Genomic DNA, 15,434 nt, shown 5'->3' with positions numbered 1-15,434 from the left:
TTGCTAAAATGGCATGTTTGATAACATGCCATTTTCCTGTGTTGTGGTCACCGACTCAACTTAGGAGGATAACTATACCCACAGCGATTTTATTTCTGTGTTTTGTGTGTAATGATGTTGCAGCTGAGCCTGTAATAGTTCAGCAGTCGCCAGTGCATCACTCAGCGCATGGTGGGCAATATAATATGGCAAACCATATCGTTTTCGGCTATCAGCCAGACGAATAGAAGAAATAGGCTGGCGCGTGAAGCGTTGCCAGAACGTTTGCCGGGCAGTTTCAACCTGGTGTTCAATCATCATAGTGTCAATCAATGGAAACTCTATCCCTTCTCCCAGCCGTTGCATTAAGGTCTGATTAAAAAACAACCGTTCAATATGGCGATAATGCACCACTATCACTCGACCGGCAAGGCAAGCAAGCAGCTCTTCAAGGATGTCTTCAAGATCAGGGGCATCACTGACCTGTGAGTGGGTGATTTGATGTACCACTACAGATTCGGTATGCAATGGCGTAGCAGGTTTTATGATCCAGTGTTTTGCATCACGACAATAAATTCGTCGCGCATCGAATGGCACCAGGCCTACACTGACAATATCATCCGTTTCATGATCCAATCCGGTGGTCTCAAAATCAAGAGCCACAAAGCGCGCTTGTGACACCGGTGTTTCAGGTGCCTGCACGCCTGCGTTGTAAAACGCTCTCAGACGCTCATCATTGCTCTGGCGGGCCAAATGTGCGAAACGGTTTGGCCAGGATAGAATGTCACCTTGTACTGCCATTATTTTAGCATCGCTTTATTCTGGTAGCGGATCTTGAGGTAGCTCTGCGCTTTGTCCAGTACTGCAAATGCTTCTTTCAAGTTTCGTTGTTCAAACTCTGACAACCGCTTAGGTAAAATATTATTATCCGGCTGCTTCCCTTGTTCTATTTGCTTTGCCTGATGGCGGATCCGGATCATCGCGATGTATTCAAGCGCAGCTTCAAGATCTTCGACTTTTCCCGGCGGCAACAACTGGGCGTCTTTTATGTCTTCGAGCCGCTCAAACGAATTTTGCTTACGCGAGCCGATGGCCAGGGCATGCACACGCACCAAATCGGACAGCGGTGCGGTGCCACGACGCTTAATATTCAGCGAGTGTTTGTGCTCTCCATCCTGCTCGAGCACAAAATCTTTAAAAAAGCCCAGCGGTGGTGTTCTGCGTAAAGAGTTACTTGCCATCGCAGCTAAAAAGCGCGGTGTGTTTTTTGCTTTTTTTGCCACCAATTCACTCAGGCGATTGGCCAGCTGGGTGTAACCGAAGACCCCGTCCAGGTCAAAAAAGATTGAGCTATGCAGCAGAGCTTCGGGTTTGGGGTTATCCATCCAGTCTTCAAACTGAGCCTGCCAGTCACTGGTACTTAAGCGCCACTGCGGGTTTGTTGCCATAATGCCACCATCACACAATTTGTAGCCACATTGTGCCAGAGCGTCACAAACAAACTTGGCCAGCGCGGCAAAGTAGCTGTCATGTGTATCCGCATCAAACGCATCATCCAGGATCAGCGCATTGTCCTGATCGGTCACGATAAGCTGCTCATCCCGTGCCATTGAGCCCAATGCAATAAAGCAATAAGGCACGGGGGGCTCACCCAATTTGTCCTCGGCCAGTTCCAGTAACCGCTGTTTAATAGTGCGGCCAATCACAGACATCGCCGTGCCCACCATATGTGAATTAGCATCTTCATTGACCAAACGCACAAACACACTGGACAACGACTGGGCATAGTGCGCTACGTCCTCTACACTTTGCTGCTCCATGATCCCTTTGACAAACAATAAGCTGCTCTGCGACTCATAACGCAAAATATCCGACAAGGCAATCACACCGATAGGCCGACGTTTATGAACCACAGGCAGATGATGCAGGTTGTCTCTGAGCATCATCATCATGGCCTCAAAGACATACGCATTAGAATCGACTATGGTGAGCTCCCGGGTCATGATATTGGCGACAGGTTGATTTGTGTTTAAACCTTGCGCCACGACTTTAATGCGCAAGTCTTTATCGCTCAGGATCCCCACAATTTGCCCGTCATCATCTTCGGGATCATCATTGACCGGTTTACTCGGATCGTAAATCAACAAGGCCGAAACCTGTTCTTCAGTCATCAGTCTCGCGGCATCACGGATGGTGCAGGTCAGCTCAACCGACACCAGCTCTCTGAGCAACAACGTTTTGACTTTGGCCGTGGTCAGGTCGTTGTTGTCTGCCTGATCTGACACCGCCTGGATCAGTCCACCGCTGTCGTCGGCCTCAAAAAAGTCGGCAAATGCCTCATGCTCGTCACAAAATGCTTCAAACAGGGTCACAGGAATGCAGTACACTAAGGTGTCTTCCAGGGCCATGACCGGAAAGCGTACCTTACGATTCATTAACAGACCACGCTGACCAAACAGCCCGCCTTCTGAAATTCGGTTATACAGCTCACCATTTCTGCGGTAAACCTCCACGGACCCGGCCCGTACCACATACAAGTTTGAGATTGATTCCCCGTAGTGCAGTATTTCGCTGCGAGCACGGTAATAGCCAACCTCAACCTCAGAAGCAAGCTGCTTAAGCGCGTGCTCGGGTAAATCATTAAATGGGGGATGTGCAGACAAAAACTGCATGATCTCAAAATGTTCTATTTGCATAATGACCGTTATATGACCCTGATAATTACTATTGTGGGTAATTGCGCAGATGAACGCAAGGGAGGCACCCGCTCACGGTACCTTGTGCATATTTTGTCACACTAATTTTTTACTCTGTGACTTGTAATTATGGTGATTTACCTTCATATAAAAAGCGTGCTTTGGAAGCTAAAAATACTGCAACTAAACCTATGGTAAAACGCCTTGCTGAAGGAAATGGATCCCACCTGGCGCGTGTAGGCAAACGTATGCAAGTAACATAGCCCACTTTGTACAAGCTGATCCCAGTTTGTGGGCTGCAAACAATAAGTTGAGTATAAGCTTGAGGTTAAAATGAAACGAATCGTGCTATTTTTGATCACCAACCTGGCAGTCATGCTGGTGCTGGGGATTGTTCTGTCACTCGTCATGTCTGTGTTAGGTCTGTCTAACCGCAGTTATGGCGGCATGCTACTCATTGCCGGAGTGTTCGGCTTTGGTGGTGCGTTTATTTCGCTGTTTATGTCGAAATGGATCGCTAAAAAATCAACCGGGGCCTATGTTATTGATCAACCCCGCAATGAAAGTGAGCACTGGCTGGTACAAACCGTTGCTAATCAGGCGAAACAAGTGGGTATTCAAATGCCCGAAGTTGCCATCTACGACAGTCCTGAAATCAATGCCTTTGCAACGGGCCCCAGCAAAAACAACAGCCTGGTTGCGGTCAGTACCGGGTTACTACACAATATGACTCAGGATGAAGCTGAAGCTGTGCTGGCACACGAGGTTTCTCACGTTGCCAACGGCGATATGGTCACGCTCACGCTCATTCAGGGCGTAGTGAATACCTTTGTCATCTTTATCGCTAAAGTATTGGCGAACCTGGTTGACGGCTTTCTTAACGGTGACGAAGAAAACAACGGTGTGAGCTGGACTTATATCATTTTCGATATGATTTTCCAGATCCTGTTTGGCATCCTGGCCTCGGTGATTGTTGCCTACTTCAGCCGCCAACGTGAATTTGCTGCCGACAAAGGGGCTGCTGAATTGGTGGGCGCACATAAAATGCGCGCAGCCTTGGAACGTTTGCGTCACAACCACGAGTCCCAGCTCGAAGGGTCTATGATGGCCTTTGGTATCGCATCGGGTAAGAGTTTGTCGGAGATGTTCGCTTCTCACCCGCCACTGGAGCAACGTATTCAGGCGCTACGTTAAATATAACGAGAAAAAAGGCTTCGCAATGCGAAGCCTTTTTTATTTGACTCTTTTGGGGTCATACCAATTTGCGTAATTAAGTCAAATTGCTACGCAATCACCGAACAATTACTTTTCTATCCAGGGCGTCACCGAGACGACTTCACTCAGCGTATTAAAGCGTGCGGCATCATTCTCCCAGTCATCCATCACTTCAAAGTGACATACCTGCTTATCACAGCTGACCCCGGCTGCCGACAGATTAGGCTCGCTGGAAAACGTCACTTTTACTCCCTTGTGCTGTGGCAGTAAAAAGCCCATCAGCTTGCTGACAAAGAAACCGGACAGATCCGACAACAGCCCGTCAAACTCATGATGCAGCTGATACAAGCGCTGCCTGGTCAGGTGCGCAGTAGTAAAATACTCAGATTCAATCTGAAATTTGATCTGACAATCATGCTGAGCGTTGAGCGGCTTTGCAACAATCACAGCTTTGTCTTTGTCGAGCTTGTCACTAAACGGCAGTAACAGCTGGGCCTCTTGGGTAAAGTTGAGCGGTTGCTCACTGGTTTCAGTGACAATTTTACCTGACTTGAGCTGACACGGTGCCAGTGACGCAATGTCTACCAGATAGAAATTTACCCGGGCAAATTCAAACTCGCCCTTTTCAACTACCTTAAGACGGTCATAAAAGCCATCGTACGAAACCACAAACTCTTCTTGAGCCTGTGCGCCAGTTGCAACCCCTGCCATACCCAGCAAAAGCGCTAACATCCTACTCTTCATCAAAATAAGCCTTGTTGTGTCTGATCATATCGTTAAGTTCTTCAATATAATGCACGCCCCGCTCTGAATATGACAAGAGTCCTGCGGTCAACGCCGTGGCTTCAATGGGCTTTTTCTGCTCACGCAACTGCGCACGCGTGGCCCTCAGCTCTTTATACGCATCGTGCGTATTGATGTTTCTAAAATACGATTTGACCGACGCCCGCACCGACTGGAAGGCCGCGACTTCATGCACGGCTTCATCGTTACGGCGTTTTGGGATCATCCCACAGCCTTTGCGATAGCACCACTGACCAAAAAAGTTCAGGCCAATACGCGCAAACCGCGAGGTGCCCCAGGCCGACTCATTGGCCGCCTGCATTAACGCCAACTCTTTAGGGATAATATCTACCCGACGCAGTGCCCGTTTTAGGTTCTCAATGGAGATGGTGTCATCCTCTATCCTGTAGAGCTTAAACACCTGCTCGATCCTTTGTTGTTGAATATCACTGAGAGGCTCTTCAAACTGCAGCATCATCAGGGCAATTTCTATACTGGCACGTTGCTGTAAGATCAGCTCGTTTTCCGCCTCAACATGGGGCTTGATAAAATCAAAAAACCGTTTTTTCTTAGTGGCAATATCACGAATTTTGCCAAACTCCGGCAGCTTAACCTTGTGCAAAGGCTTTTCCACTTCCTTAACCTGAGGTTCCGTCACGACGACTTCTGGCTCGGGTGAGGGTTCAGGGGAAACTGGGGGCTTGACGATAAATGGATACAGGATCGCGAATATTGAAGTCGCGGCAATAATAACTTTAACTAGTAAACGCATGATTCTCCTCACACTAGTACCAACTACCAAATCAAAGTGCTGAAAACACCCTTAAATTGGCGTAACTACGCAGGTTTTCTGAAAATCCCTAACAGAATGACCCTGCTGTACTTTTCTCTTTCATTTTCAAATTAGCGGATAATGATAACAAAACTTACCACTAAACGCGAATTTCTGCATTTCATCGTGGCGATGGGACTGTCCTCAACCCAAATTCATTCAGCGCTTTAATTTAGGTTTTTCGTTTATCCTCAGACACAGCAAAGATATACTGAGTATAGCTTAGCGCAATTGAAGGACATCTATGAGCCAGTCACCATGGCAGCAACGACAGCTGGACCAAAATAAGTATCGCCCAAATGACAATCGCTCAGCCTGGCAAATTGACCGTTCCAGGATCATTCATGCCGCGGCTTTTCGACGTCTGCAGTCAAAAACACAGATAATGAGTATAGGCGTCAACGATTTTTACCGGACGCGCTTAACGCATTCTCTTGAAGTATCTCAAATAGGCACGGGTTTATTGCGCCACCTGAGAGCACAACATCCTGATTTTGCCTGGTTTCCGTCTTCAAGCCTGATGGAAACCATTTGTCTGGCACATGATATCGGGCACCCTCCCTTTGGTCATGGCGGAGAAATCGCCCTCAACTATTTGCTGCGTGATCATGGCGGCTTTGAAGGCAATGCACAAACGCTACGAATAGTCACCAAACTGGAACCCTACTCCAAAGGGTATGGTATGAACCTCACTCGCCGAACTTTGCTCGGCTTTATTAAGTACCCTGCTATTATCGATGAGTTAAGGCTGGCCATTCCACATACCGACCCCAATCAGCGCTTTATTTACACCCAGCAATGGCTGCCTGCCAAAGGGATCTACCACTGTGACAAAGATGTCCTGGACTGGATCCTGACGCCATTTAGTCAGGATGACAAGAACTTGCTGCAAAGCCATGTACCAGTCAACGAATATAAAGCGAAAACCCGCTTCAAGTCACTCGACAGTGCCATAATGGAATATGCTGATGACTTTGCCTATGCCGTACACGACCTGGAAGATGCTATAGCCACGGAGACCCTGAGTGAACGAGAATGGCAGCGTTATGCTCTGCCCGAATTGCGAAAAATCTCCTCTCCCTGGCTGGATAATCATCTCGACAGTATCAGTGAACGCTTGTTCTCTCACGATGAGTCTCTGCGTAAAGACGTAATTGGCGAGCTGGTGAACCTGTTTATCGTCAACTGTGAACTCAGTATTCAGGACAGCAATTTCAACGACCCGTTACTGCACCACACCGTCAAGTTGTCTGATGAGTTTGAGGCCATTTTAGGTGTGCTCAAACACTTTGTTTTTGCAAGGCTTATCCGCGACCCGAAAATGCAGCAAATCGAATTCAGCGGTCAAAATATGCTGATTGACCTGTTCGGGGCGTTTCAGAGCGATCCCCTGCGCTTACTCCCTCATACCACTCAGGCTTACTACGCACTGGCACAGGACGAGACCGCACAAATGCGCGTACTGGCAGACTATCTGTCGGGCATGACAGACGAATATGCACGGCGCTGTTATCAGCGTCTGTTCGGCAACAGTCCAATGCAAGCACCAGTGAAAAGCGGCCCACATATGTGAGCCGCTGCTGTTAAACACCGCAGTATAAGGACCCAAGACAGTTAAATATGCCTAATCTGACAGTTTACCGACCGGGGTCCCACCAACAGCCATCTGCGTTACCGGCATACTTTGGCGCAACGCAACAGTATTTGCCGCGGTATTCCCCAGGAACACTGTCTGCGCGCCTTTCGTAAAACTATCGTTGTGAATACACTGAGGCCGGATTGCCAATGCACTGCCATTATTCGGTACTTCAAATACAGTAAAATGGAACTGCTCCGTGGTTACTGTACGGTAGTATCCATCCTCCCGAGTATTATCAAGTCGGCGGCCAAGTAATATTCTGGACACAGTCGGCTCTTTGAACGCGGGATCGATCCCTGTTGCTGGTAACCAGATATGTGGAAAAGGGTGATGTTCCACAAACAATCCACCCCCTTTAATTGGGCTGAATTCATATACCGTGACGTACTCCGGGAGTTTTTGATCGTACTGAATACCCCATAAATCCTGGGTAAAACCCAGATCAAACATTTCACCCGGTTCAAGCAGGGTTCCACCATAATACGCTAACGTTTCGAGATAAGTGTTGCGCTCCTGTTCTGTTGAACCAAACTGTAAGAGTGGAAACTTGAGTTCTACCGACTCTCCGGCGCAGGCTGGGTTGAGAATAAGTTGCCCCGTACTGCCGAATACGTTAGAGGCGCCATCCAGTCCAGCAATACCTGCTCCATCAGTTGCAGCTGTCCAAAAGCCACTGACAGCAAGCGCGTTTTCAGCCTCAGGTGGTTTACCCGTACGATCATGGTGATATTGGTTCAGTCGGGTGATCAAGTCGCCGTCAGGATTCAATGGTGCCCGCTCACTGGGTACCACCAGATTATCGGCATTTGGGTCTAAATGCACAATGGTACCAGTACGAATTGGGCCAAACAGTCCGGTAGTCGTCTGCAGTAGTTGCTTTTTAGCCTCACGATTAAGTACCGCACCATTGAGAAACTCAAAGTTATTATTCAGATCTGCGTCAGATACACCTCGCCTGACAAATTTCCAGCGCTGCTCCTCCATCTGGCGTGTACGATATTCAGACAGTGTTTCTCCCCCTAAACCCCTGACTCTTTTTAGTGTGACGTGTGACATTTGCTTGCTCCTTAACTTGATTTGCTCTGCGCATGCGGACGCTTGATTGCCCCCTTTGGTCAGTAGAGTCTAAAAATGTCGTTTTTGCCATTACGGCTAATTACCTGAAAGTAGATTGAGACAGAGGTGTATCTTTGCTAATGTACCTTTTTTATAATAAAGGTGCACATAACATGAGAAATACAGTACCGGAAGCTTGGTATTTAGTGTTGTTGGTGGTTACTGTAGTGGTGGTGCCGTTTATTGTTGGTTTGTTGATCATGAAGATATACAGGTACTTCAAGCCGTTCGAACAGGCTGATCAAGACAGTATTGGCCTTGCCCACCTGACTGAAAATCGAGACGGCTTTTTCAAAATATTTTTTGTCGGGCTACTGAGCTGCCTGCCAGTGTTTTATCTTATATATCAAGCCGGTTAATGTTCGCCGGCTTGATATGATTGCCAAGCAGCTCGGGCGAGTTATAAACCAAACACCACTTTTTCACTTTTCAGCATTCTGCTACTCAGGTAAGTAAACAACGCAAACAATGCCAGTGTAAAAACCGACGCCACGCCCAATGGCGCATATGGCAGCGCATTACCTTTGATAAGTTCAATCATAGCGTATTGTTGCGCAGCAATCGGCAACCACTGGATAGTTTCTGTCGCGATATCGTAACTGGTCATCATGCTCAGACCAACCGGCACCATGAGAACCATAGTGACGTATGACTGTGCCTCTTTAAATGACTTAGCCATGAAGGACACAAAAATCAGCATACTGGCCGACATGAGGGCAATTGGTATTCCGATGATCAAGCTCACCAGAATAAAACGAATATCCAGAGTAATGCTAAAACCCAGCTGCTCCCAGGCCACCATGGCGTAAGCGAACTTAGACACCACCAGTACCAGAGCTAATCCCAGAATAGAGAAAGTGGCAATCGCGGCGACTTTAGCCAATACAATCTGCATACTGCTTAACGGATGACTCAGCAGCAGCGCCAGTGAATTACGTTCCCGCTCGCCCGCGCTGGTATCTATGCCTAGATTCATTGCGGAGTAAAACACGGCAATAATGATGGACAAGGTCACGATGCCAAGAAACAATCCTCCTTTAGCATCCGGAGTAGCCTGGTCGTGTGTCTGCACGTCCAGTGCACGCATCAGGCCAGGATCGATACCACGCGCGACCAGGCGCAGTCCCGCAACTTCGCTGTTATATCTCAATAACGCGGTTTCCAGTCTGCGCACGGATTTGATCAGCTTACTGTCTGACTTATCAGCAACAATCACTACGGTTGCACTACGGCCATGGGCCATATCCTGCTGATAGTCTTCACTTATCTCCAGGCGAATGGGCTTTACATCGTCCGCGTCACTGTGACTAATTTCAGCGCTATCCAGATACTGAACCAGATTCGGAGCACGATCAGCACCTTCAATGGTAATTTTTAGTGCTTCAGGCGACGCCATTTGTTGCAACAAGATTGAGAACAGCAGGCACATTACGATAGGTGCACCAAACGCATAATACAAGCCAGCCATCACCGAACGTTTGTCACGATACGCATCTAGCAGCTCTTTTTTGAAGAGGATATTTACCTGTCTCATCATGCCGCAATCCCCTCATCGCTGCCTATCAGTACGATAAACGCCTCTTCCAGGCTCGCTTTACCTGTCTGCTCACAAAGCTGGTCCGGTGTGCCCTGAGCAACCACTTTACCTTTAGCCATCACCACAACATGGTCGCACAATGCGGCTACTTCCTGCATTACATGGCTTGAAAACAGCACACAATGGCCCTGCTCCTTAAGCATTAGCAATAGCTCCCTGAGTACGCGGGTACTCATTACATCCAGACCGCGAGTAGGCTCATCAAGAATGATGTTGCGTGGCTGATGCACGATTGCCTGAGCCAGTGCTGTTTTCATTCGCTGACCCTGAGAAAATCCCTGGCAGCGCCTGTCGGCAATGTCGGTCATTTTCAGCTGTTCAATAACGCGTTGAGTCGCCGCTTTTGCCGCAGTTTTCGTCATACCACTCAGCTGCGCATAAAACTCAATATATTCTCTGGGTGTCAGGCGTTCATAGAGGCCGCATGGGTCCGGAAACAAACCCAGCTGTTGTTTTGCAGCCATCGGATCTTCGTGAACCTTTATTCCATCGATCTCAGCGTACCCGTCGTCAGCTTGCAGCAAACCAAACACAGTTCTCAGACAGGTTGTTTTGCCAGCCCCGTTTGGACCCAGTAACCCGGTGATATGGCCGTTTTCGGCACTAAAGCTCAGGCCATCCATCGCGTCCACTGAGGCGATTTGTTTTTTAAGATTGTGTACTTTGATCATGTTACGGCTCCTGGCTTGCCACTGCGGGGCCATTGGGGTTCATAAAATAGCGTCTGACGGTCGCCTTTTTTAAACAGCTGTCATCCAGTTTGCCGGGGTCACCCTGACTGATGAATTCAGCAACCAGTTTATCGGCACAACTTTGCCCTGCCACGCCATGCGTTGCCTCATCAGCGATCAGGTGACGCGCATTTGTCATATTAACCATGGCCAGCTCTGCCCAGCTTGGAGGTGTTGCGGGATCGAGTCCGCCAGACAACAATAAGGTTGGAATGTCCGTACTAAGCGGCTGATAAAAGTCTTTTTTGACCGCGCTGACCTGCCATATCGGACAACTGGCATCGAGTGACTCCATCATCAGACGCCCAAAGTAACTGCTGGAAAAACGCGACCGTGTTTGTGCCGTGAGTGCTGGCCAGTCTTCGCCGCAAACGATTGCACTGTGCATGCCCATCGCCAGCGAGCCAAATGCGGAATCACTGCCCATCAGCCCAACCAAAGGTAAATAATTGCCTTTTACCGCCTCGCTGATGGCCAGCGGCACCAGAGCACGTGTTGTATGGCTATACAGCGCCATGCGAATGGCCGAACGTACCTTATTTTGTGTCAACACCAGCCCAATGAGGTTGTGCATTCTGGGATGTGGTACCTGTACCGTCGCTGGTTGCGCTATCAGTGTGTCAAGCAGCGTCTGGTACTGGTGTGCCAGTTGCGGATACTGACGGCTACATTCAACGCTGTCAGCACATTCTGAGAATATCGCCTGTAATGAGTCGTCTATGGCCTCGCCTATCGCAATCAAACTTTGCTGCATAGGTACCACGCCATCGAGTGTTGCACTCGCCACAGCTTCTGGGTAGCGACGCATATACTCTTGTGCGATACGCGTACCATAAGACGCCCCAAAGAGGTGAAGTTTTTTGTATCCCAGCTCGAGGCGTACCGCTTCAAAATCCTTGACTGCCGCAGCTGTGGTAAAATGGCTGAGATCAGTATTAAGCTTGGTTTTACACTTCTGGGTTTCTTCACGACTGTATTCAAAAATGGGCAGCGCATCGTCATTAAAGGCAAACTGTGCCTCAAGAGGATCCATGTCACACTGAAGCAAACTGGATTTACCGGTACCACGTTGATCAACCAAAATGATATCCCGCTCTTCGCGGGCATAACGCAAGACACGTGCAAAGACGGCCGCAACGTCAATGGCTGATTGCCCCGGTCCGCCAGCGAATGCCAAAATGGCTTCTGTTGGATGGACCTGTTTAATAGCTGGGATCACTGCATAGTGTATGCTGATCTGTTCACTGTTATTTTCCGATAAGGGCTGCTCCACACTGCCGCACAGCAGCTGATCAGCAAGTCCCTTGGCATAGCAAGGAGTCAGGCCAACTGTGTCGGCATGGCTGACTGTGCCGCTGAGCAGGCCAACAGCAATCAGGCTGTGTCTGAGCAGTATGCGGAATCGTCCGCGATTATTTTTCATTGTACCGTCCTTTTCAGTGCCCGGGCGGGTCTTCTATAAGTCAGATGTACTCGAGTATATCATTGTTATGTCGGCAGTTCCCTAATCAAAAACAGTCGATTGTTCTTCAAATCACATTCACTTATTTTTAAGAGTGATTTATTTCGTTGTTCTTTTTTTGCGTTTTAGTTTAAAAATTCACTGTGACGAAACGTTACACTAAACACAAAAGGAAACATCAATGAAACTATTTTCAGCCCTGGCGAGCTGCGTTTTAGCCGCTACTTTAACTTCAACCTCAGTTGCTGCAGATGACTCGCAACTACAAAGTGCACCAGCTAGCCTAGTTGCAAAGCTGACACAAATGTGTGTTGAATGGGCTCAGGATGACGAAGTTGCAACCGATGCGCTACGTCAGTACGTTTTGCAGTGTGTTAACGAGGAGCTATCTGCCAGCGGCTACGTGGCCGTGACAGAAGTCGACACCTAATACTCAAAGATCAAAAAAGGCCAGTTTTTGCTGGCCTTTTTGTTTTCAATCATAGGGTAATCAAACTGGTTATTTAGGACTTAGCGCTCTTACGCTTTTTCTCTTCCTCAACCCACTTACCGTTTTCGTAGGTCGCTTTCCAGCCTGTGGCTTTTCCTTCGACTTCCGTCATCACATATTGCGATTTGGTTTTACGAGAGTACCTTACTACGGCCAGGTTACCATCACTATCCTGCTCTGGCGCATCCGCCAGATAATAGAACTTAGGCGAAATACGATCCCTGAAGCGTTTAAGCTCAGCCACTTTAGGCGCACGTGTTTCCCTGGATTTAGGGAAGGTATGCGCAGCCAGGAAAATACCAGATGCACCGTCACGAAGCACAAAATAAGCTTCTGACTTCTCACACGGGAGTTCAGGTAAGTGCACCGGATCTTCTTTAGGTGGCGCAGGCTCACCGCTTTTCAGCAGCTTACGCGTGTTTTTGCAGTCTTCACTGGTACAGTCAAAGTACTTACCGAAACGGCCTGACTTAAGCTGCATGTCTGCGCCACACTTGTCGCACTCGATGACCGGCCCGTCATAGCCTTTAATCTTGAAGCTGCCTTCCTCAATCACGTAGCCACTACAACCCGGGTTATTACCACAGACATGTAGCTTACGCTTTTCATCAATCAGATAAGAGTCCATCGCGGTTTCGCACTTAGGACAACGCTTCATCTGTCTCAGACTTTCGGTTTCTGCGTCTTCTACATCCGCATCAACCGCTTCATCACCCGGGATGAGGTTCATGGTCGTCGTACAGCGCTCTTTTGGCGGTAAGTTGTAGCCGGTACAACCCAGGAATACCCCGGTAGAAGCCGTGCGGATCCCCATCTTACGACCACAGGTTGGACAATCGATGTCGGTCTCAACCATGACATTCTGACGCATGCCGCCTTCGGCTTCCTCTTTACCAGCCAGTTCAAGCTGGTTAGAAAAATCGGCGTAGAATTTATCAAGTACCTGAGTCCAGACACGATCACCCTCAGCGATTTCGTCCAGGCGATTTTCCATCTTGGCGGTAAAATCAAAGTCCATCAGTTCGTCGAAGTTTTCTATCAACCGGTCAGTAACAATCTCCCCCATTTTTTCAGCATAGAAACGGCGGTTTTCCACTCGCACGTAACCACGATCCTGAATGGTCGAGATAATTGACGCATAAGTAGATGGACGGCCAATGCCTCGTTTTTCAAGCTCTTTAACCAAGCTCGCCTCACTAAAGCGTGCCGGCGGTTTAGTAAAGTGCTGCTTTGGATCCAGCGCCTGCAACTGCACGGTATCACCTACCGCAACGGCTGGCAGTGCCTGTTCCTCTTCGTTTTTCTTACGTACTGCTGGCTGCACACGTGTCCAACCGTCAAAACGCAACACTCGACCGCGTGCTTTAAGCGTGTAATCGCCTGCACCTACAGTGATATTAGTCAGGTCGTATTCTGCTGGTGTCATCTGACAGGCAACAAACTGACGCCAGATAAGCTCATAGAGCTTCTTAGCATCAGCATCAACGCCTTCAACATGTCCGGAAAGGATTTTAACATCAGAAGGACGGATTGCCTCGTGCGCTTCCTGAGCATTGTCTTTTGCACTGTATTTAATGGGAGCACCCGGCAAGTACTTATCACCAAAGTTATCCAAAATATAACCACGGGCCATTTCAACCGCATCATTAGACAGGTTGGTTGAGTCTGTACGCATATAGGTAATGTAACCCGCTTCGTACAAACGTTGTGCCAGCATCATGGTCTTTTTCACCCCGTAGCCCAGACGAGTGCTTGCCGCCTGCTGCATGGTTGAGGTAATAAAAGGTGCACTGGGACGGCTCTTACTGGGTTTCTCTTCAACCTTAACAACCTGATACTGTGCTTTTTGCAGCTCTGTAACGGCTTTGTTAGCTTGAGTTTCGTTCAGTGGTTTAAAAGCTTCACCCTGATACTTGGTCACGGCAAAGCGGACGTCTTGTTCCGCTAAAGCTGTGTCTGCATGAATATCCCAAAACTCTTCCGGAATAAACGCTTTGATTTCACGTTCACGTTCTACCAGTAAGCGAACGGCCACAGACTGAACACGACCGGCTGATAATCCGCGCGCGACTTTTTGCCACAACAAAGGAGATACCATAAAACCAACAACGCGGTCGAGGAAACGTCGTGCCTGTTGCGCATACACCATGTCGGTGTTTAACTGCCCTGGTGCCTCAAACGCCTGTGTGATAGCATTTTTGGTGATTTCGTTAAATACAACACGCTTGTATTTGCTTGCATCAGCACCGATCACTTCTTCAAGGTGCCACGCGATTGCCTCTCCCTCTCTATCCAAATCGGTTGCGAGATAGATGGTGTCTGCATTTTCTGCGAGCTTAGCCAGTTCTTGTACGACTTTTTCTTTGCCAGGTAGCACTTCATAGTGCGGTTCCCAGCCTTTTTCCGGGTCTATTCCCATCCGGGCAACCAGGTTCGCGTAATCTTTCTTCTTTCTATATTCAGCCTTTTCCTCTGGCGACATCTTTCTCACTTCAGCGGGAGATTTCGTTGCCAGGCCTTTAGTTTTACCTGCGCCTGAGGTAGGAAGATCACGGATATGACCAACACTGGATTTCACAATGTAGTCTTTACCCAGGTACTTATTGATAGTTTTTGCCTTTGCGGGAGACTCTACGATTACTAGCGATTTGCCCATAGCTGCCTATTTGACTTCTGTCTGGTTGTTGCCCTTCATTGGGCGCGATTAAATATAGGTATATCCACAAATACCTATTGTTACAAGCTTTTCGTTCGATCTTTTCGCCAAGCAGTGATTTTATGAACAATTGTTGTTGCTAATTTACCCAGGCGTATAGATTGCTTGATGGAAAGGGCGAATATAGCGGATATGAAAGGAATTTCAAGGGTTAAAGAAAAAGGGCCAATAATTTGGC

At 48.3% G+C, this 15,434-nt stretch carries 13 protein-coding genes; 4 read left to right on the top strand and 9 right to left on the bottom strand.

The features are described from left to right. Nucleotides 1-72 precede the first annotated feature (72 nt). Together NH568_RS08750 and NH568_RS08745 are read right to left on the bottom strand one after the other, a co-directional pair. Nucleotides 73-780 (bottom strand): 3'-5' exonuclease, encoded by a 708-nt coding sequence (locus NH568_RS08750; protein ID WP_253046292.1) that lies wholly within the window; start codon nt 778-780, stop codon nt 73-75. Next, a complete protein-coding gene (locus NH568_RS08745) occupies nt 780-2,675 on the bottom strand; it encodes a DUF294 nucleotidyltransferase-like domain-containing protein (protein WP_253046291.1) in 1,896 nt (631 codons plus the stop codon). Before NH568_RS08745 ends, NH568_RS08750 begins: the two co-directional genes overlap by 1 nt. A 333-nt stretch (nt 2,676-3,008) precedes the next feature. On the opposite strand from NH568_RS08745, the gene htpX reads away from it, so the two are divergent. After that, nucleotides 3,009-3,869 carry a protease HtpX gene (gene htpX, locus NH568_RS08740; protein WP_253046290.1) on the top strand — a complete coding sequence of 287 codons (861 nt, stop codon included), beginning with the start codon at nt 3,009-3,011 and terminating at the stop codon, nt 3,867-3,869. 108 nt (nt 3,870-3,977) lie between these two features. On the opposite strand, the gene NH568_RS08735 is transcribed toward htpX, so the two are convergent. Beyond that, on the bottom strand, nt 3,978-4,622 hold the full coding sequence (locus NH568_RS08735; protein ID WP_253046289.1) for a DUF2987 domain-containing protein: 645 nt from the start codon (nt 4,620-4,622) through the stop codon (nt 3,978-3,980). Nucleotide 4,623: 1 nt separating this feature from the next. Beyond that, the gene (locus NH568_RS08730) at nt 4,624-5,448 is read right to left on the bottom strand and encodes a glucosaminidase domain-containing protein (RefSeq protein WP_253046499.1); all 825 of its coding nucleotides are present in this window, start codon (nt 5,446-5,448) and stop codon (nt 4,624-4,626) included. Between the two features lie 301 nt (nt 5,449-5,749). On the opposite strand from NH568_RS08730, the gene NH568_RS08725 reads away from it, so the two are divergent. Then, on the top strand, nt 5,750-7,078 hold the full coding sequence (locus NH568_RS08725) for an anti-phage deoxyguanosine triphosphatase (RefSeq protein ID WP_253046288.1): 1,329 nt from the start codon (nt 5,750-5,752) through the stop codon (nt 7,076-7,078). A gap of 51 nt (nt 7,079-7,129) precedes the next feature. Here the strand turns inward: NH568_RS08725 and NH568_RS08720 are convergent, their stop codons facing one another. After that, complete coding sequence (locus tag NH568_RS08720) at nt 7,130-8,200, bottom strand: hypothetical protein (RefSeq protein WP_253046287.1); 1,071 nt, start codon at nt 8,198-8,200, stop codon at nt 7,130-7,132. Nucleotides 8,201-8,373: 173 nt separating this feature from the next. Between NH568_RS08720 and NH568_RS08715 the strand changes: the two genes are divergently transcribed. After that, entirely contained in the window at nt 8,374-8,619 is a 246-nt protein-coding gene (locus NH568_RS08715; protein WP_253046286.1) for a hypothetical protein, read from the top strand. Nucleotides 8,620-8,660: 41 nt separating this feature from the next. On the opposite strand, the gene NH568_RS08710 is transcribed toward NH568_RS08715, so the two are convergent. From NH568_RS08710 to NH568_RS08700, 3 genes are read right to left on the bottom strand one after another with little or no spacing between them, the layout of a single operon-like run. After that, nucleotides 8,661-9,797, bottom strand: coding sequence for an ABC transporter permease (locus NH568_RS08710; protein ID WP_253046285.1), 1,137 nt, complete (start codon nt 9,795-9,797; stop codon nt 8,661-8,663). Then, the gene (locus tag NH568_RS08705) at nt 9,794-10,528 is read right to left on the bottom strand and encodes an ATP-binding cassette domain-containing protein (RefSeq protein WP_253046284.1); all 735 of its coding nucleotides are present in this window, start codon (nt 10,526-10,528) and stop codon (nt 9,794-9,796) included. Before NH568_RS08705 ends, NH568_RS08710 begins: the two co-directional genes overlap by 4 nt. 1 nt (nt 10,529) lies before the next feature. Next, nucleotides 10,530-12,011 carry an alpha/beta hydrolase gene (locus NH568_RS08700; protein WP_253046283.1) on the bottom strand — a complete coding sequence of 494 codons (1,482 nt, stop codon included), beginning with the start codon at nt 12,009-12,011 and terminating at the stop codon, nt 10,530-10,532. 220 nt (nt 12,012-12,231) lie between these two features. Here NH568_RS08700 and NH568_RS08695 point away from each other — a divergent pair, with 220 nt between their 5' ends. Further along, nucleotides 12,232-12,480, top strand: a complete 249-nt coding sequence (locus tag NH568_RS08695) for a hypothetical protein (protein WP_253046282.1) — start codon at nt 12,232-12,234, stop codon at nt 12,478-12,480. 73 nt (nt 12,481-12,553) lie between these two features. Here NH568_RS08695 and topA read toward each other — a convergent pair whose 3' ends face one another. Further along, entirely contained in the window at nt 12,554-15,196 is a 2,643-nt protein-coding gene (topA, locus tag NH568_RS08690) for a type I DNA topoisomerase (RefSeq protein WP_253046281.1), read from the bottom strand. Between the last annotated feature and the right edge of the window lie 238 nt (nt 15,197-15,434).

The organism is Pseudoalteromonas sp. XMcav2-N (assembly GCF_024124545.1).
Classification (GTDB): Bacteria; Pseudomonadota; Gammaproteobacteria; order Enterobacterales; family Alteromonadaceae; genus Pseudoalteromonas.
The sequence above is the reverse complement of the archived record's forward strand: the minus strand, read 5'-3'. Positions and strand labels throughout refer to the sequence as shown.